18 protein-coding genes and 2 pseudogenes are annotated in these 16,900 nt (G+C 59.6%); 10 read left to right on the top strand and 10 right to left on the bottom strand.

Annotated features, from left to right (window positions below; translation table 11 throughout):
- Positions 1-217: 217 nt before the first annotated feature.
- From PY649_RS31675 to PY649_RS31665, 3 genes are all read right to left on the bottom strand, one after another.
- Complete coding sequence (locus PY649_RS31675) at positions 218-1,447, bottom strand: MFS transporter (protein WP_285872878.1); 1,230 nt, start codon at positions 1,445-1,447, stop codon at positions 218-220.
- A 159-nt stretch (positions 1,448-1,606) separates the two neighbouring features.
- Entirely contained in the window at positions 1,607-2,116 is a 510-nt protein-coding gene (locus PY649_RS31670) for a GNAT family N-acetyltransferase (protein WP_285872877.1), read from the bottom strand.
- A 124-nt stretch (positions 2,117-2,240) separates the two neighbouring features.
- The gene (locus PY649_RS31665; RefSeq protein WP_285872876.1) at positions 2,241-2,720 is read right to left on the bottom strand and encodes an RrF2 family transcriptional regulator; all 480 of its coding nucleotides are present in this window, start codon (positions 2,718-2,720) and stop codon (positions 2,241-2,243) included.
- A gap of 196 nt (positions 2,721-2,916) precedes the next feature.
- Here PY649_RS31665 and PY649_RS31660 point away from each other — a divergent pair, with 196 nt between their 5' ends.
- The 3 genes from PY649_RS31660 to PY649_RS31650 are packed head-to-tail and all read left to right on the top strand — an operon-like array spanning position 2,917 to position 4,614.
- A complete protein-coding gene (locus tag PY649_RS31660; protein WP_285872875.1) occupies positions 2,917-3,354 on the top strand; it encodes a DUF4149 domain-containing protein in 438 nt (145 codons plus the stop codon).
- 16 nt (positions 3,355-3,370) lie between these two features.
- The gene (locus tag PY649_RS31655) at positions 3,371-3,814 is read left to right on the top strand and encodes a hypothetical protein (RefSeq protein ID WP_285872874.1); all 444 of its coding nucleotides are present in this window, start codon (positions 3,371-3,373) and stop codon (positions 3,812-3,814) included.
- A 32-nt stretch (positions 3,815-3,846) separates the two neighbouring features.
- Positions 3,847-4,614, top strand: coding sequence for a TehB-like domain-containing protein (locus PY649_RS31650; protein WP_285872873.1), 768 nt, complete (start codon positions 3,847-3,849; stop codon positions 4,612-4,614).
- On the opposite strand, the gene folE is transcribed toward PY649_RS31650, so the two are convergent.
- Positions 4,615-5,247, bottom strand: a complete 633-nt coding sequence (gene folE / locus PY649_RS31645) for a GTP cyclohydrolase I FolE (RefSeq protein ID WP_285872872.1) — start codon at positions 5,245-5,247, stop codon at positions 4,615-4,617.
- A gap of 55 nt (positions 5,248-5,302) precedes the next feature.
- Here folE and PY649_RS31640 point away from each other — a divergent pair, with 55 nt between their 5' ends.
- From PY649_RS31640 to PY649_RS31630, 3 genes are all read left to right on the top strand, one after another.
- A complete protein-coding gene (locus PY649_RS31640; RefSeq protein WP_285872871.1) occupies positions 5,303-5,503 on the top strand; it encodes a hypothetical protein in 201 nt (66 codons plus the stop codon).
- Positions 5,504-5,579: 76 nt separating this feature from the next.
- Positions 5,580-6,485, top strand: a complete 906-nt coding sequence (locus PY649_RS31635) for a LysR substrate-binding domain-containing protein (RefSeq protein ID WP_285872870.1) — start codon at positions 5,580-5,582, stop codon at positions 6,483-6,485.
- Positions 6,486-6,539: 54 nt separating this feature from the next.
- Entirely contained in the window at positions 6,540-7,658 is a 1,119-nt protein-coding gene (locus PY649_RS31630; protein WP_285872869.1) for an HPP family protein, read from the top strand.
- Between the two features lie 64 nt (positions 7,659-7,722).
- Here the strand turns inward: PY649_RS31630 and metB are convergent, their stop codons facing one another.
- Positions 7,723-8,880: a cystathionine gamma-synthase gene (metB, locus tag PY649_RS31625; protein WP_285872868.1), complete on the bottom strand. Its 1,158-nt coding sequence runs from the start codon at positions 8,878-8,880 to the stop codon at positions 7,723-7,725.
- A 53-nt stretch (positions 8,881-8,933) separates the two neighbouring features.
- Positions 8,934-10,226 carry an SAM-dependent methyltransferase gene (locus tag PY649_RS31620; protein ID WP_285872867.1) on the bottom strand — a complete coding sequence of 431 codons (1,293 nt, stop codon included), beginning with the start codon at positions 10,224-10,226 and terminating at the stop codon, positions 8,934-8,936.
- Positions 10,227-10,538: 312 nt separating this feature from the next.
- On the opposite strand from PY649_RS31620, the pseudogene PY649_RS31615 reads away from it, so the two are divergent.
- A pseudogene (locus PY649_RS31615) lies at positions 10,539-10,804 on the top strand (aspartate aminotransferase family protein); the annotation flags it as partial.
- 90 nt (positions 10,805-10,894) lie between these two features.
- Here the strand turns inward: PY649_RS31615 and PY649_RS31610 are convergent.
- Genes PY649_RS31610 through PY649_RS31595 form a run of 4 tightly spaced genes read right to left on the bottom strand, consistent with a single transcriptional unit; the run spans position 10,895 to position 15,163 of the window.
- Positions 10,895-11,923, bottom strand: coding sequence for a trans-3-hydroxy-L-proline dehydratase (locus tag PY649_RS31610; protein WP_285872866.1), 1,029 nt, complete (start codon positions 11,921-11,923; stop codon positions 10,895-10,897).
- 13 nt (positions 11,924-11,936) lie between these two features.
- Positions 11,937-13,631 carry a cis-3-hydroxy-L-proline dehydratase gene (gene lhpI / locus PY649_RS31605; protein ID WP_285872865.1) on the bottom strand — a complete coding sequence of 565 codons (1,695 nt, stop codon included), beginning with the start codon at positions 13,629-13,631 and terminating at the stop codon, positions 11,937-11,939.
- 16 nt (positions 13,632-13,647) lie between these two features.
- The gene (locus PY649_RS31600) at positions 13,648-14,898 is read right to left on the bottom strand and encodes an NAD(P)/FAD-dependent oxidoreductase (RefSeq protein WP_285872864.1); all 1,251 of its coding nucleotides are present in this window, start codon (positions 14,896-14,898) and stop codon (positions 13,648-13,650) included.
- 7 nt (positions 14,899-14,905) lie between these two features.
- Positions 14,906-15,163, bottom strand: a complete 258-nt coding sequence (locus tag PY649_RS31595; RefSeq protein ID WP_285872863.1) for a hypothetical protein — start codon at positions 15,161-15,163, stop codon at positions 14,906-14,908.
- Between the two features lie 230 nt (positions 15,164-15,393).
- Between PY649_RS31595 and PY649_RS31590 the strand changes: the two genes are divergently transcribed.
- The 3 genes and pseudogenes from PY649_RS31590 to PY649_RS31580 form a co-directional block, all read left to right on the top strand.
- Positions 15,394-16,431, top strand: coding sequence for an Ldh family oxidoreductase (locus PY649_RS31590; protein ID WP_285872897.1), 1,038 nt, complete (start codon positions 15,394-15,396; stop codon positions 16,429-16,431).
- 110 nt (positions 16,432-16,541) lie between these two features.
- Positions 16,542-16,661: pseudogene (locus PY649_RS31585) on the top strand (GntR family transcriptional regulator); the annotation flags it as partial.
- 47 nt (positions 16,662-16,708) lie between these two features.
- Positions 16,709-16,900, top strand: a 192-nt coding sequence (locus tag PY649_RS31580; protein WP_285872862.1) for a dihydrodipicolinate synthase family protein, incomplete at its 3' end; no start/stop codon positions are given.

Genomic DNA, 16,900 nt, shown 5'->3' with positions numbered 1-16,900 from the left:
GTTGCATTCCCGTCAGCATATAAGCGACAATGCCGATTACCGAGGCTGCTGTCACTAAAACCAAAGGTCTACAGACGGATGCTTCTTTCACCGGCTATCCTCGGCGTCGCTGCGCCGCCCTTTTTCGATCTTGAAGGAAAACAACCGGAAAGCACCTGTCAGCATTTCCACCTCTTTTCTCTCGCAGCTCACGGCGAACATGCCGGATCGGCCTGGCTTAAGAGCAGGATTGGTTGTTGACGTTCGACGTAAAAGGTTTCCTGTTCCCAGGGGCGGGCACGAGGAAGGCCATTAGCAGCAGAATTCCAACCAGCACAATGGAGCCGAAGATCGGAGCGTCGACGCTCCCGCGGTAAAGAGCCGTGCCGGCGACGGGCCCGATCGCCGAACCCAGCCCACGCGCGGCCATATTGAGCCCGCCGACCTTGCCTTGGGCACCCCGCCCTGCGGCAAGGCTGATCGCTCCCAGATTTGCGGGCGCAATGAAACCGACAGCGAAGCCGATGACACCCATTGCGACACACATCTCGAGCAAGTCTTTCGCTATCAGCAACATTACGAGCCCCAGCAAAATACCTGCGGTCCCCGCGCGTAGCATCATGAGGACGTTCCAACTGGATCTGACGGCGATCAACGCCTGCGCGATACAGACAGCCAATCCGCCGGCGGTGAGAACCAATCCCGTCTGCGCCGCCGCCGCACCGCCGTCCAGTCCAAACCGATCCATCAATCTTAAGCCGAATATCGGCGGCACCATCGTGTAGGACAGAAATCCCACCAGAGTTATGGCGAGGTACGGCCATATCTCAGCCAAGGGCAAACTAGTTTCATCAGGTTGCAGTTTTGGTCGGGGTCCCGTTTCGGGCAAGAAAGCGACAACCAGCAAGCAGGCCGCGGCGCCGAAAAACGCGACTGTTGCGAAACCTGTGACCACCCCAAACCGGCCGGTAACCCAAAGAAGAGCCGAGCCGACCAAGGTTCCCGAACTGACCACGGCGCTTAAGAGGCCCATTCCGCTGACGCGATGCCCAGGCGTAGTCATGTCGGCGATGTAGGCTTGCGCTACCGGTATCGAGACAGCCCCAAATGCTGCCTGCACGAGCCTGGCTGCTCCCAATGCAAATCCAACTGCCGCAATGGGGAGCAGTACCGAGTTTGCGGTGATGAGCGCCATTGCTGCAGGACCAAGCGTAATCATTGGAACAGCCAAAAGCATCAGTTTCCGCCGGCTCCAAATTTCCGCGGCATAGCCCCAGAGCGGCGCGATGATAACGCCGACCAGTGCCCCGATGCCGAGGATAGCCCCGATCTCGATTTCACCAACGCCAACCTGTCGACCCGCTATCGCAAGTCCGCCAGTCATGAAACCATTGGCTGATGTGTAGACAATGACCCCGGACAAGGTCGCAACCAGCGCCAACAGCTGGCCAATACGCGGGCTTTCCATCTTCCTGCTCATAGCGTCGTTACACACGTGCTCTTTCGATCTCAGCCTTCCCTAGCGTGCAATTGAACAGATTTGCAGACAAACGAAGTGAGTAGGTGAAGTCCGCGGACAGCTCGACCGCAACGGGAGAATGAAGGTTCCAGCGGCCGCTCCGACAATTCAAGCAGGACCCGTAGCCTGGCCAGTGGCCCGTAGCCTATAGCGCTTCTTGATCCGGTCGACGGGCGTCCCATCCAGAAGGGGGACCTGGATGAGCCTGTCGTAGTCCTCAAAACCCATCTTTGTGTAGTAGGCAAGACCGCTGACGTTATCGGCACGTATGGTCGCATTGATGAATTCGAACCCGAGTTCTTCGGCTGCCGTTCGGGTTGCCGGAAACAGGGCGCTGCCGACGCCGGGTATCTTTGGGTTCACACGTGCGAATGTAGCGATATCCGCATACCCCGCCGGCGGATCGCCATACAGGCTTAGAGACTGAAAGCCGACGAGCATCTGGTCATGTTCAGCGACATGACAGACAAGGGCAAGCTCTCCGTCGATGAACCAATCCGCAAACTCGGCCGGCGAAAGTGGCGTCTCGATTGCCGTTGTTCCGCCGATGCGGATGATCTCGTTCAGAACGCGACACAGCTCCTCTGCGTCCGCGGTTACGGCTCTACGAATATGCATGTTTTCAGTGACCTCATCCCTAGGCCTACAGCGTAGTGGCGGTCTCCAGAGAGCACAAGCAAGCATTTCGCCTGCGTCCCCAGGTTGATGTGAGCAGCAGCTGCCGGGACAGAGGATGCGACGATCACGGTAGATCTTCGATGATCGCCTGCTTTTGACGATCATCGAGGGTGATGCCGAGCATTTGCCGCAAGGGAACCGACGGTCGAAGCAGGTCGGAGAGCGTGTAGCCGTCAAGCACGTCGAGAAAGGCGGCGGAGGCTGCGGACAGCGCGCGTTTGAGAACACAGGCGGGCTGGATGGCGCAAACGATACCGGCATTGGGTTCCATGCACGGAACGATCGCAAAATCGGGCTCGCAGGCCCGAACGATAGCGCCGACCCCAATCTCCGCCGCATCCTTGGCAAGGCGCATGCCGCCCTGACGCCCCCGTACGGTTTCGATCAGTCCCTTCTGCCCGAGCTCATGCGTGATCTTCATGAGATGTGCCCGGGATATATCATAAGCCTCGGAAATCTCCGAGATAGTCGAGAGTTTCCCGGTGTTCAAACCGAGATACATCATCATGCGCAGGGCATAATCGGAATAGACCGTCAGTCGCATTAGCCAAGCTTTCTTGAAATCCAAGCGCTTAATATAGTGGATTTTTTTGAATAAAGCACGCCATTTGCCGAGCGGGTGCTGCCAAGCGCAGCCACCATCGCAGATGGCAGGCGCGGTTCCGAACTCGGCAATATCAGGGTTGCAACGGAGCTTTTTAAGATGTATTTATAATATATCTTTTGAGGCTGACTTATTCATGTTGCTGGCGAATTCTCAGATTGCCTTCTGCCTTGTCATGCTCCTCGCAATTTGGGAGGGTATGGTCATCGGTGTTTCATTCATCGCAACACCCGTCAAATTCAGGGCATTCGGACTGTCGCGCGCCGTTGCACTGGATGTTGGCCGGCTAACGTTTGCCGTATTTGGCCGCGTCGAACTTGGCCTTGGCCTTGCCGCCACGACGGCGGCGCTGTTTTTGCCGAAATCTCTCTACGTCGTCGGTTCGCTGCTGCTGCTTGGCATCGTTGTCATGCAGAATTCGTGGCTTTTGCCAGTGCTTACCCATCGTGCGGAAGCGGTTGGGCGGGGCGACGAGCTCGCACCGTCCGCCGCGCATCATGTCTACGCCGCCCTTGAGGGGATCAAGGTGATCGTACTTTCGCTCTGCCTCGTTGCAATGGCCGTCGCGGCCTGAGAGGGGAGGAGCCATTATGCCTTGCCTGCCACAGGATCCATCGGTCTATGTCGATGAAGCGACCGTCTTCGAACTGATCGACGAGTTTTCAACGCGGCTGAGACGCACGCCTGCGCTGCGAGCGGTGCTCCACCGGTTGATCGGAAATTATTGGTTCGAATTTGAGCAGAACATGGCGATCGTCTGCGAAAATATTCTGCTGCAGCAAACGCTCCGCGAAGCCCTGATGGATGCTTTTTTTGAGCGCGCTTCGGCTCTTTCGGCTGACAACATCATCGAGGTTCGGGCTGTTTTCCTCGACGCTTGTCTGACGGTCCTACCGCTTCACGCGGCCGCATCGGTCAGCGAATTGTTCGAGCGGGCAGCGGACCTCCTTCAGGAGGCACTCGATTGGGAGGGAACGGCCGGTCAACTCGAGCGCGCGAAAACGGTCATCAAGGCCGGCCACATCTTCCGGTGAATTTGCCGATCAACCCCATGCGAGGAGTTCCGATGACTTCCAGACCATATAGACGCACGGCGATCTTCACGACCGCGACACTTCCCGCCGGACTCCGTCGAGCCCATAGCATCAGGAAGGGCGTCTGGGGCGTGATCCGCGTCATCGAAGGCAGTCTTCGCTATGTCGTCGAAGACGGAACGACGAGACCGGTGTTGCTGAACGCCGGCGACAATGGATTGATCATTCCGCAACAGCCGCATCATGTCGAGCCGTTCGGTGAAATGCGCATGCTCGTCGAATTCTATGATCATCAGCCGGCTCTGCCTCTGCCGCCTCTTGTCCTCAATGAAGAGGAATTGTCCGCTCCCATCTCCGAACGCCGAGCGGCTTTGATCGCCAAACGTCAACTTGACGAAGCTGTCATCGTTGACGTGGTCGATACCTTCTACGGCAAGATCCGCAAGGACGAAGTTCTGGCTGAGATTTTCGAGCGGGTTATTGCCGGCAAGTGGGACGAACATCTCGGCAGAATGTATGATTTTTGGTCGTCGATCATGCTGATGTCGGGTCGCTACAAAGGAAATCCGATGCAGAAGCATGCGCCGATGGCCGAGCTTACCCCGAAGCACTTCGAGCGATGGCTTGCGCTTTTCCGCGAAACGGTTGAGACGCTTTGCAGCCAACGTGACGCGCAACTCTTCATGGAAAAAGCGCAGATGATCGCTCGAAGCCTTCAGTATGGAATCGCGGCCATCAAAGGCGAGCTTCCTTCCAAGCGCGACATTCGCACCCGTCTCACCTTATCTCCCGAGGTATGATCAGTTTTGCCGGACGAAGGTCATGAAGCGCGCCTGTTCGGCGGCGTTTCCTGCGAAGCAACCCTCAAGGGCCATCGTGGTCGTCAGCGCGCCCTGTTTTTGAATGCCACACATCGACATGCAAAGATGCTCCGCCTCGATCAGCACCGCTACGCCTTGAGGATTGAGGTAATCGGCAATAGCTCGGGCGATTTGTGCGGTCATCGTTTCCTGCGTCTGCAATCGCCTCGCATAGATTTCAATCACGCGCGCGATTTTGGATAGGCCAAACACACGGTCGTTCGGACGATAGGCGACATGCGCCCAACCGATGATCGGCACGAGATGATGCTCGCAGTGGGAATAGAGTGGAATCGCCTTCACGAGGACCAGATCGGAATAACCGCCAACGTCCGTAAAGGTTCGCTGCAGTTCCCGGCCCGCGTCCTTTTCGTAGCCTGCGAAGAGCTCCTTGTAGGAGCGCGCCACCCGCGCGGGCGTATCACGCAGCCCCTCCCGCTCGGGGTTCTCGCCACTCCATCGCAGAAGCACGCGAACCGCGGCTTCCGCCTCCTCACGCGTCACGGCTCCCTCGGCATGATCGGCAAGCCTCGTGGTTTTCGATTCCGGGTTCAGCTTCAATCGGTTGTCCATTCCGTATACCAACAATCTCTTTCTGCGGTGTCTTCCTTTGCCGGTTGGACGCACGGTGTCGATTATCGTTCCCGCCAAAGAACAAAAAATGTCGAGCCCAGCGCGCATTGCCAGCCTGAACTATTTCGTCAACGACGATCTCCGGCGCGGCGATGGCGGTCACAGCGATCCTCCATCGACCAAAAAACATCACTTTTCGCTCCTAGAGCTCCAGGACTGCAAAACGGTTCCGCCGGACCGGCCGTGGGGAGCATGAAACCGCGTTGATCTGCAATTATGATTTCGATATAGAGAATTATAGGGAGACTTAATTCCGAAATTGAGATTTTTCAGTGGACCTGTCATCGATCGAAATCTTTCTTGCCGTTGCCGCTGATCACAGCGTCACGAAAGCGGCCAAAGCCGTCGGACGGGTACCGTCGAATGTGACGACGCGCGTCCAACTCCTAGAAGAAGAACTCGGCGTATGCCTCTTCAGCCGCGACGGCAAGAAGATGACCTTGACGCGGGAAGGCGAGATTTTTCTCGCCTATGCCAATCGGTTGATGGCTCTTTCTCTTGAGGCGCGGCAGGCAGTTCGCCCCTTGGCACCGTCGGGAACCTTGCGCGTCGGCACGATGGAGAGCACGGCGGCAAGCTGGCTGCCCGCTGCCTTGGCGCAATTCAATCAGATATGGCCCAGCGTATCGGTTAGCCTGACGATGGGCGCTTCGCGCGAGTTGGCACGCGATGTTCGCGCCGACGCTCTGGATTGTGCGCTGATCGCTCGCCCCCCAAACACGATTACGGAAGCAGATAAGCAGTCCGATGCGGGTCTCGACGCTCTCGAAATGGAGGCGGTCTTTACCGAGGATCTGCTGCTGGTGCTGCCGCCCGGTCATCCGCCGATCAAGATCGCCGCGGACTTGCGTGTAGGCTCGCTTGCGGCTCTCGAACCGGGCTGTACCTATCGAAGAATTGCCGAGAACTGGGCACGGGGATCGAGCGAATTGCCGACAATAGAACTTGCATCTTATCATGCGATCCTGGCGAGTGTTGCGACTGGAAATGCGGTCGGCGTCATGCCGAGGTCCGTTCTCGATCAAATGCCGCTTCCGACAAGCATGAACACCTACGAACTCGGCTCGGTCGACACATTGCTTATTTATCGCAAGAACGGTTGTTCGAGCGCATTCGACGCTTTCCACGAAGTCCTTCGGACGACCAAAGGCAGGGACCCACGTCGCTCCACGAACTAGCCGGGAAGCGTTTGTTCACTTTTCCATATTAACTCCCCTAAAATTGGCTTTACGATGCGGTATTCTGAAACCCCGAAGACGGGGATGCGCCCCTCACGCTTGTTTTCACCGATCCTGGCCGGCGCAACCCTGCGTGAACGCCTGATCTCATGCGTCGGCGCCCTGATCGCCATTGGTCTCACCGGCGCCATCAGTGGTTATTTTTTTGGTCACGGGCCGTATTTTCCGCTGATCGTCGCGCCGATGGGGGCATCGGCCGTCCTGCTCTTCGCCGTTCCGGCAAGTCCGCTTGCGCAGCCTTGGTCGATTATCGGCGGAAACACCATTTCCGCCATGATGGGGATCATCGCCGCCTATCTCATCCATGATCCGGCCATCGCGATCGGCGTCGGCGTTGCGCTTGCGATCGGCGCTATGTCTTTTACGCGCAGTCTTCACCCGCCAGGCGGTGCTGCGGCCCTTACGGCCGTCCTGGGCGGCCCGGCCGTCGCGAAGTGGGGCTTTCTCTTCCCCTTTGTGCCCGTTGCCTTGAATTCCTGCCTTCTTGTCGGACTAGGCCTTGCTTTTCACAAGCTTTCCAAGCGCAACTATCCTCACGTGGCTCCGAAACTCCCGGAAAACACGCACCAGACCAGAGATCTGCCTTCAGCAACGCGGGTCCGCTTTCGAGAAGAGGACGTCGACGCGGCTCTTGCGGCAATGGACGAGACCTTTGACATCGACCGGGCAGATCTCAGCCGGCTGGTGCAGGAGGTCGAACAGCAGGCGATTCTCCGGTCGAACAGCGGCATAATCTGTGCCGATATCATGTCTCGCGACGTGATCGCCGTTCAGGAAACCGCGGAACCGGAGGAAGCCCGCCGGCTTCTTTTGAAACACAACATCCGCATCCTGCCGGTGAAGGATAGCGAGGGTCGGTTGATCGGCACAGTCGGACTGCGGGAGCTAGCGGCCGGCAACGATACGATCAGATCGTCGATATCGAAGCCTGCAGTGGCGGCGGCGGCGGATCCTGCCTTGTCGCTGTTGCCGGTCTTGACCGACGGACGCACGCACGCCGTCATCATCATCGATGCGGAGCGCCAGATCGTCGGTCTTATATCGCAGACGGATCTCCTGAATGCGGTAGCTAGGCTTCTGCCGAAAGACAACCCGGTGCCAGCGGCCGCCTGATCGCGATCGGAGCATGGCGGCTGGGGATTATCGGAATTGATCCCCAACCGTGGATGTCGACCGACTACCCGATCGACGTCAGCGCGGAGGAGAGATCGGCAAGCAGATCCGTCCTAGCTTCCAGTCCGATAGAAGCCCGCAGCAATCCGTCACTTATACCAGCGGCGCGGCGCGCCTCCTCCCCCATTCCGACATGAGTCATGGTGGCTGGATGAGCAACTAGACTCTCGACCCCGCCCAGGGATTCGGCGAGTGTGAAGACCTTGAGCGCGGCCACGAAGCGACCGACGGCTTCCAGCCCCCCATTGAGCTCGAAGCTTAGCATCGCGCCGAAACCATTTTGCTGTCGCGCCGCAATTTCGTGCCCCGGATGGCTTGGCAGTCCAGGATAATGAACGACGCGTATTTCCGGCCGCTGGCTTAAGAATGCGGCAACTGCCATTGCTGTTTCCTGCTGCCGCTCGATCCGCGGATAAAGACTGCGGATACCGCGAAGCGTAAGATAGGAATCGAACGGCGCACCAGTGACGCCTATCATGTTCGCCCAGCCCCGCAATTCCGCGACGTCGTTCGTATTTGCGGCGATGACGGCGCCCCCAACGACATCGGAGTGACCGTTCAGATATTTCGTCGTCGAATGGATGACGAGGTCGGCACCAAGAGCGATCGGCTGCTGAAGCGCGGGTGACAGAAAAGTATTGTCCACGACGAGGCGAGCACCGGCGGATTTGGCGTGTTGCGACATCTTTCCGATGTCAACGACGCGCATAAGCGGGTTGCTCGGCGTTTCGACGAGGATCAGCGATGCTCCCTGTTCCACCGCTGCCGCCATCGCGGTATCGTCCTGCTGGTCGACGTACGATATTTCGAAGTGGCGCTTATTCGCCAGAGCCGACAGCAATCTGTAGGTTCCGCCGTAACAGTCATGCGGGGCAATCACCTTGTCGCCCGGCCGTAGGAGACAGAGCACAAGATTGACGGCAGCCATGCCCGAAGAGGTAATCACGGCACCTGCGCCGCCCTCCAGTTTCGACAGGGTATCGGCCAAGAGATCGCGTGTCGGATTCGAGGTTCTGGAATACTCATATTCCTGCGCTTGTCCGAACTCTCGAAATGCGAAGTTGCTGGAGAGATAAAGCGGTGGCGTGACGGCCCCGAAAGCAGAATCGCTTGCGATGCCATTGGCTGCTGCGATGGTCCTGTTGTCCTTGATCATTGCCATTTGCGGGACCGCCTTTCGTTGATCCGGAAGAATGCCACCCGGAGCCGTGTAGATTATCGATCAACCGTGTGCGCGATCGACAGGTTGCTTGCAATGCTGACGGGAACGGCTGCGCCCAAGCCGATGGCAAGCGGTCGTGACGCGAGCTGCCGCTCTTGGTCTACGATGTAGTCCCGGGCCAGAGGCAATGTCGCGACATTGCGGGTCAGCTGAAGCTGCCAGTTCATATGGCCCATCCTGCGGAAGGCCAGTTCCGAGCCAATCAGATAGAATTCGAACATGCGGCAGAAGCGCTCGTCATAGATTTTGGCCAGCGTGGCGCGATGCGCCATGAAACGCTGGCGCCAGAGTTCAAGCGTCCTGGCATAGTGAAGCCTGAGGATCTCGATATCCGTAGCCCAGAGCCCGGATTTCTCGACCACGGACATGACCTCCGACAGCGCCGGCGAATAGCCTCCGGGAAAGATGTATTTTGCGATCCAGGGATTGGTGCTGCCCGGCCCGTCCGCCCTGCCGATGGCGTGAATAAGGGCAACGCCATCATCCCTAAGCATGTTGCGCACGGTCTGGAAGAAGGTCTGGTAGTGATTGACGCCGACATGCTCGAACATGCCGACCGAAACGATGCGGTCCACCTGTCCTTGCCAGTCGCGATAGTCCGTCAGTTCGAAACGGACGCGATCGCCGAGCCCGGCCTCCTGCGCCCGCCGCGTCGCCGCTTCCAGCTGTTCGGTCGACAATGTCAGACCGGTGACGCGGGCGCCGAATTCGCGGGCGAGATAAATCGCCATGCCGCCCCATCCGCATCCGATGTCCACGACATGCAGGTCCGGCCGGTCCAGCTTCAACTTCGCGGCTATATGGCGCTTTTTCTTCAGCTGGGCTTCCTCGAGCGTCTCGCCGCCGTCCGGGAAATAAGCACAGGAATATTGCCTGTCTTCGTCCAGCATCAGGGAATAGAGGCGCGCATCGAGATCATAGTGATGAGCCACATTCTTTCGCGATCGCCCGGCCGGATTGAACTGATCCAGATGACGGCGGAACCATCGGACCTTCTCCATCAGCTTGTCGAAGAAATGCTGGCCGCCGTCCATCGAGTTCATGGCGAGAAAATCGAGGGTGCTGAAGAGATTGCCTTCCGCCGGTTCCAGCTCGCCATCCATGTAAGCCTCGCCGAGCGCCAGGGCGGGATTCAAAAGCAGGCCCCGTCGGGCGCGCTCCGTTCGGATGGTGAATGCCGCTTTCGGGCCGGCCCCGGTCCCGAACTGCCGTTGAGACCCGTTGGGAAAAGTGACTGTCAGAGTTCCGATTTTGATGAGATTGGACAATGCCGCTTCGAGAAGCATGAAATTCGCCTTCTAAAATTTATCGATCATGATCACAGGGATCGATCCACATGATCCGATAGATGACGACTATAATTTTCATTTTAAGAATGACAACACAATGCTGTTCTCAAAACGAGAGTTTTTCCCGCTTACGAACCGTTGTGCCGCGGGATCGCCGGGTACGTTGACTGATGCCGTGGAAAGGCCTTTTTCGTACCGGCAGAATCGCTAGACGACACGGGATATTCTAACGACTTCAGCCACGTATGTCCGGCGGAATTCGCAGGCAGCCCGGCTGCGCGGCGACGAGCGGAGCCATCTTCTCGCCGATCAGGGCGGCCACCCGCTTGTGCCGCCGCGGCATCGAAACGCTCAAAATCTATAGGGAAGAACGGCTCTTCGCCCGCGCCACCCATCTACAGGAAGAATGGCATGACGCTATTCATTCCCTTCGCGTGCCAGCAACCGCTGTCGTCGATATCCGGACATTGGGACTGATTGCGGGCATCGAGCATTCGCCACGGGAGGGTGCGCCGGATGCCAGGGCTCAGGAGGCCTTTGTTGATTGCTTCCAGAACGGCCTTCTTATCCGTCTGGGCAAGGTCGGCCGCTCCGGCTCTGCGATGACTGGAATCAATCCGATGAAATGGCAAACGCGGTGAACCGGCCGAGCGGACGCTTGAAGATTATCTCGCGCCCCATGTATCGGTCAGCCGATAGCCTTCCGGCCACGGATCGGAGGGGTCGAGCATGTGCTGGTGCGTTCCCGTGATCCAGGCGCGCCCGGAAATTTCGGGGATGACGGCCGCGCGATCCCCGACGGCCGTGGTGCCGAGAATTCGTCCGGTGAAGGTCGAGCCGATCACCGAAACGGCGGTCAACTGGTCATCGAGCCCCATAACTCCACGCGCATGCAGGACAGCCATGCGCGCCGAAAGCGCCGTGCCGGTTGGGGAACGGTCGACTTTGCCCGGCTGGATGGCGACGGCTGCGCCGGCGCGCAGGCCCTCTGGCGTACGCTCGATCTGGCCCGCAAACAGGCAGAAGGAAAAATGGCGCCAATCGGGATTTTCAGGATGGGAAAAGCCGAGCGCTTCGTTCGCCGCATTGGTGATCCGCACGCCCAGCCGAGCGATATCGTGCGCCTCGTCGGGTTTCAGGCTGAAGCCCATTGCTGCGGCATCGACGATGACGAAGCTGTCGCCGCCATAGGCGGTATCGACCGTCAAAGTTCCCAGTCCTTCCACTTCCAGCTTTGCATCAAGCTTGTCCGCGAAGCTCGGCACATTCTGCACGAAGATGCGCTCGGCCTTGCCATCGCGGCATTCCGCGCGCACGCGCACGAGGCCGCCCGGCGCTTCTAGCGTCAGATTTGTCACAGGCTCCTGCATGGGCAGGATACCGGAATCGAGAAGCACGGTCGAAACGCAGATCGAATTCGATCCAGACATCGGCGGCGTATGCTCCGGCTCCATGATGATGAAGGCGGCGTCCGCCTCCGAATGTTTCGGCGGCACCAACAGGTTCACATGACGGAAAACCCCGCCGCGCGGTTCGTTCAAAACGAAATTGCGCAAGGTGTTGTCGCGGGCGATCCATCGGCTCTGTTCCCAGATCGTATCGCCAGGCGGCGGCGTTACACCTCCGACGATGACATCGCCGACTTCGCCCTCCGCATGGGCCGAAATGACGTGGATGGTCTTTGTACTGCGCATGGAAATCTCCTCCTTATGAAAGCCATTTTGGCAAGCACACTTCGACGCGGCCGCTCAGGGCAGCCGCCACGCAATCGGCAAGACTGCCGAACCGTACCGCTCGACCCGAAAGACCCGGTCCATAATGAGCGTATTTGCCGGAATTGGTCATCAACGCCTTCGTACGGGTTGGAAAAACCGGCTCGGAAATGGAGCACCAGCACAGATCCGGCAGCACCTGCACCCCGCTTGCCTCGAGACGCGCGAACGTGCCGTCTTGCCGCGCCCTTGCGATCACCTCGTTGCCGGCGGTGACGATAACGGCGACATCGCGCTGCCGCTCGCGTCCGCCAAGAGCGTCGGCGAAGGCCCGGCATTCCTCGAGGGACGCATGCGGGCTTCCGATCGCCACGAGCTCCACGTCTTCCGGTCCCTGATTCAAGAGAAGCCAAGCTTCCCGCATGTCGGCCCGCGTTATCGTGACGTGGTCGCTCGTATCGGCAACGGCGCTGCCGGCTTCCGGCGTCACGCCTTCGATATGCAGCATGGGAGCCGCCGATGTCGTTCCGAAGGCAGCGCAAAGCGCCTTGAGATCGTCGCGGGAGGGAGCGGCGGAGGCAAGTCCGCGCAGAAGCGGAATACGATCGGGAGCGGCCCGACCGGCGAGATATCCGACGAGCGGCCAGTAGGCGTCATCGGCGCCTTCCGGCAACTCGACGTCGATGACGCGCTTTGCCTTGCGCGGCGCATCGAGATAGACGCCGGCCAGGGGAGCCCGGCCGGTCAGGGCGATGCACAAATCCAGAAAGTCCGGATGTTTCGCCGTTCGGGCGCCGAGGACTGTATTGGCGAAAATGACCGCGTTCGATTCCGCCCAGGCGATCGATTCCCCCATCCGCGGCGCGCTGTCGAGCAGGTACGGCGAGCAGGTGAATGTAGGGCGGCACCCCATGCGGACATAGGCATCGGCAAGGCGGGCGGAGGGGTCCCCGAACGAGAATGGTACGCCCTGGGCCCGCCAGTTGGACCGGTCGACCGAAATAGCGTTCATCGTCGTCGGCACCCTGACCTTGGCGCCCATCTCCGCCATTTTTTCCGCAAACGTCAGGTTTGCGGGGCTTGCATAGATGCATCCGTCGATATGACCCTGGGTGACATCGACAAGCGTCGTCGCCCCCTGTTGCGCTGCCATGGCGCAGATGATGCGCATCGCCTGGCTGACGGCGACGCCTTGGTCCCCTTCCAGCATCGCGCAGTCGGTGTCCGTCAGATCGAGTTCGCCCATCGCCGGCGGCTCGATTGAGATGCTCCATCCATCGGCCTCGATGGCCGTCTCGCCGATACGCACCGATTGCGCGTCGGCCACGGCGGAAAAGGCTTTCGGAGAAAGACGCAGCACCGGCATGGATTTGCCGAACATCTCGGCGGCGATCAACGCACCGAGTGTCAGCACGTCTTCCGCCTCTGAAAACAACAGTGCGGCGGGAGCGCGGCCGCTCAGGATCAGGTCGAGCAGGACACCCGATCCGGTGCAGGAGCCGCGGCTCGTGGGCATCATCAGGACGCTGCCGGTCAGACACTGCCCACGCAGCGGATGATGGACATCGATAACGCAACCCGTGGCGGGATCAACGCCACCCCAAAAGCTCAATCCCTCTGCGGCGACGACGGGCCCATGCGCGGAACCTGCAAGGATGCTGCGAACGCCAAGTGAGATGGAAGCAGTCATTATCGGAGGCCCCAAGTCAGAATCTGTAGGGTGAGAAAGCGGAAATATCGATGGCCGGCGTTTTCGTCCGCAGCAGGTCGGCGACCAGGCGCGCCGTCCCGGCAGATTGCGTAAGGCCAAGGTGACCATGCCCGAAGGCATAAATGACCTGCGGGGCCGCACGGGCGCGACCGATCGCAGGCAGGCTGTCGGGCAGGGACGGACGAAACCCCATCCATTGCACCCCGCCCTCGGCCTTCAGCCCCGGCAAGAAGGCCCGCGCCTTCTTCAACATCGCTTCAGAACGGCGGAAATTGGCCGGCAGCTCAAGGCCGCCGAGTTCGACTGCGCCGCCAACACGAATGCCGGTCGAAAGCCGCGTGATGACGAAGCCGTGCCCACCGAAGGTCAGCTGCGTGCGCAGGTCGAAGGCGCCCGCGGGCAAGGTCGTATTATAGCCACGCTCGGTCTCGAGCGGGATCCTGTCACCGATTGTTCGCGCCAGCCGGTGCGAAAATGCCCCCGCTGCAACAACGACTTGCCCCGCCTGGCGCACCGATCTGTCCCTGGCCTGGATATCGACGCCGCCCTCGATCGGCCGCAGAGCGACGATATCGGCGACCTCTATCCGTCCACCCCGGCTGCGGAAATAATCCGCAAGCGCCAGGGTATAGAGTTTCGGATCCGCGATCGAGTACCAGCCCGGTGTAAACGTGCCATAGGTGAAGCGGGTGGCGAGACCCGGCTGGATTGCCGCAACACCGTCAGCGTCCAGATGGTGAAATTCGATGCCATGCTGCTCGCGCACTTTCCAGCCGGCAAGCGCGGCGTCCAGCTCGGCCTTGCTCTCGTAAAGCTGCAAGTTTCCTTCCTTGCGCAGCATCGGCAGGGTTCCGGTCGCCTGCAGGAACGGCTCGAGTTCGGCCTTGGACAGATCCATCAGCGATGTCTGCGCCGCTGTCGAGTGCGCCACGCGCTTCGGTGAACAGGCCCGCCAGAAACGAAACATCCATGGCGCGATCTTGACCGCGTAAGAGGGAGGTATCGACAGCGGCCCGAGCGGATCGAGCAGCCATTTCGGCGCTTTTTTCAGGATGCCGGGCGAGGCGAGCGGCAGGATGTCGGTGAACGCGAATGCTCCGGCATTGCCCGCCGATGCGCCGGCGGCCGGTCCTTCCCGATCGACTACGGTGACGGACAGGCCATGTGCCTGAGCTGTAATCGCTATGGAGAGTCCGATGACTCCCGCCCCGATCACGGTGACGTCGGGCTTCGTTTGATCGGCCATGATGTCCTCAATGCGTCGCGGCGAGGAATTTCTGCAGCTCCGCGATCTTCGGCGCGCCGAAGAGTTCGTCCGGCGGAGCGATTTCCGCCGTGGTCCCCTTGCGGAAGAAGGCAACCCGGTCCGACACCTCGCCGGCAAGCTTCATCCCATGGGTGACGCAACGCAGAATTCCCGAGCCGATGATGCCGTCAAGCTTGTCGGTACAGGCCTCGCCGTGCAGTGCGGTGGCCGCCGGAAGGCCAAATGCAATAATTGCGGATTTCATTGTCTCTCATCTCCCGAGTTTTGGTCATTTGAGGCAGCGGCCCATTTGCCGCAACCAAATTCCTTCCTTTGGTAGACAAGCCATGGACGATCTTATTTCCCAGGCCACATACGCTAATCGACAGGAATTGCCGTCAAGTCGAATTGCATGCGTCGTTTTTTCGTATACTTTATGTATGCAAAAATCAATCTTGTTCAGCCGCTCTGGGCAACGCAGGAAAAGGAATGATGATGAACGAGGCTGCGACGTTGACGGTCGATGCACTGCACGAGCGTGTCGATGCGATCTTCCGACATGCCGGGCTCAATGCCATCCAGGCCGCCGCCCTTGCTCGCGTGATCGTGGCGGGAGAACGTGATGCCTGCAAATCCCACGGCATCTATCGCATTGAAGGCGTTCTGCGCACCGTCAAGGCCGGGAAAGTGAAGCCCGATGCCGTGCCGACGCTGGAAGCGGCGGAAGGCTCGGCGATCGTGAAGGTGAATGCGCAGGGCGGCTTTGCCAATCCGGCCTTTGAGCTCGGCGTCGGGGAGGTTGCAGAACGTGCTCGCAAGCATGGCATTGCCGCACTTGTCGTCAATGATGGCACGCATTTTTCGGCGCTGTGGCCGGAAGTTGAAGCCCTAACCGACCACGGCCTTGCGGCGCTCGTAATGTGCCCCAGCTATTCGACGGTCGCACCGGCCGGCGGCAAGAAGCCGCTCCTCGGCACCAATCCCTTTGCTTTCGGCTGGCCCCGCCCCGGAAAATCCCCTTATGTTTTCGACTTCGCGACCTCGATGACCGCACGGGGCGAGATCGAACTTCATCGTCGCGCCGGCAAACCACTACCGGAAGGCTGGGCGATCGGAGCCGATGGTGAACCGACAACCGATCCGGAAGCGGCACTCGCCGGCGCCATGCTTCCGTTCGGCGGCCATAAGGGTTCTGCGATCGGAACGATGATCGAGTTGCTTGCAGGCATCATGATCAACGATCTGACGAGTCCGGAGGCTCTGGAATATCTCGGCACCACTGCGCTCGCGCCGCTTCATGGCGAGCTCATCGTCGCCTTTTCTCCGCAGGCGTTTGCCGCGGGGCGGCCGGGCGATCCGTTCATTCGCGCCGAGCGCCTGTTCGATGCGATTGTCGGCCAGGGCGCCCGTTTGCCCTCGCAACGCCGTTTCGCAGCACGGCAGGTTTCGTCGACCGAGGGCGTCAGCCTCACCGCGCCGGAAATGGAGCAGCTTGAACGCCTTCATTCTCTCGGGCTGGACGCAGTGGCGTAAGGCTGTGGCTGGCACCGCCGCCGACCTGGATCTTTTCAATGAAACGCTTGCAAATAGTTGAACCTGTTGACGTGTGAACGTAGTTCTCTGTCGACAAAGAGTTATGGGCAATGACCAAATCCGACAATTCCTCCCTTGGCGAGCGCAAGCGTGGTTCCGGCGCCAAGCTAGTCTACGATCTTCTGCGACACGAGATTCTCGATCTGGCCCTGCCTCCGGGCGGTCCGGTCGCCACGACGTGGCGCATGCGTCAAATACCAACGAACAGGAGTTTTAGATGAAAGCGAAGATTTTTTCTGGCGTTGTTCCGGCGCTGATGACGCCTTGCGGGCAAGACCGCAGCCCGGATTTCGAGGCGCTGGTCCGCAAAGGCAAAGAGCTGATCGCTGAAGGCATGTCGGCCGTCGTCTATTGTGGTTCCATGGGCGACTGGCCGCTGCTGAGCGACGAGCAGCGCATGGAAGGCGTC

The organism is Rhizobium mayense, from assembly GCF_030272705.1.
Classification (GTDB): Bacteria; Pseudomonadota; Alphaproteobacteria; order Rhizobiales; family Rhizobiaceae; genus Rhizobium; species Rhizobium mayense.
The sequence above is the reverse complement of the archived record's forward strand: the minus strand, read 5'-3'. Positions and strand labels throughout refer to the sequence as shown.

Coding starts and splice junctions, on each gene's coding strand:
- PY649_RS31675 (WP_285872878.1), bottom strand. CDS start 1,447: ATGGAAAGCCCGCGTATTGGCCAGCTGTTGGCGCTGGTTGCGACCTTG.
- PY649_RS31670 (WP_285872877.1), bottom strand. CDS start 2,116: ATGCATATTCGTAGAGCCGTAACCGCGGACGCAGAGGAGCTGTGTCGC.
- PY649_RS31665 (WP_285872876.1), bottom strand. CDS start 2,720: ATGCGACTGACGGTCTATTCCGATTATGCCCTGCGCATGATGATGTAT.
- PY649_RS31660 (WP_285872875.1), top strand. CDS start 2,917: ATGTTGCTGGCGAATTCTCAGATTGCCTTCTGCCTTGTCATGCTCCTC.
- PY649_RS31655 (WP_285872874.1), top strand. CDS start 3,371: ATGCCTTGCCTGCCACAGGATCCATCGGTCTATGTCGATGAAGCGACC.
- PY649_RS31650 (WP_285872873.1), top strand. CDS start 3,847: ATGACTTCCAGACCATATAGACGCACGGCGATCTTCACGACCGCGACA.
- folE (WP_285872872.1), bottom strand. CDS start 5,247: ATGGACAACCGATTGAAGCTGAACCCGGAATCGAAAACCACGAGGCTT.
- PY649_RS31630 (WP_285872869.1), top strand. CDS start 6,540: ATGCGGTATTCTGAAACCCCGAAGACGGGGATGCGCCCCTCACGCTTG.
- metB (WP_285872868.1), bottom strand. CDS start 8,880: ATGGCAATGATCAAGGACAACAGGACCATCGCAGCAGCCAATGGCATC.
- PY649_RS31620 (WP_285872867.1), bottom strand. CDS start 10,226: ATGCTTCTCGAAGCGGCATTGTCCAATCTCATCAAAATCGGAACTCTG.
- PY649_RS31610 (WP_285872866.1), bottom strand. CDS start 11,923: ATGCGCAGTACAAAGACCATCCACGTCATTTCGGCCCATGCGGAGGGC.
- lhpI (WP_285872865.1), bottom strand. CDS start 13,631: ATGACTGCTTCCATCTCACTTGGCGTTCGCAGCATCCTTGCAGGTTCC.
- PY649_RS31600 (WP_285872864.1), bottom strand. CDS start 14,898: ATGGCCGATCAAACGAAGCCCGACGTCACCGTGATCGGGGCGGGAGTC.
- PY649_RS31595 (WP_285872863.1), bottom strand. CDS start 15,163: ATGAAATCCGCAATTATTGCATTTGGCCTTCCGGCGGCCACCGCACTG.
- PY649_RS31590 (WP_285872897.1), top strand. CDS start 15,394: ATGAACGAGGCTGCGACGTTGACGGTCGATGCACTGCACGAGCGTGTC.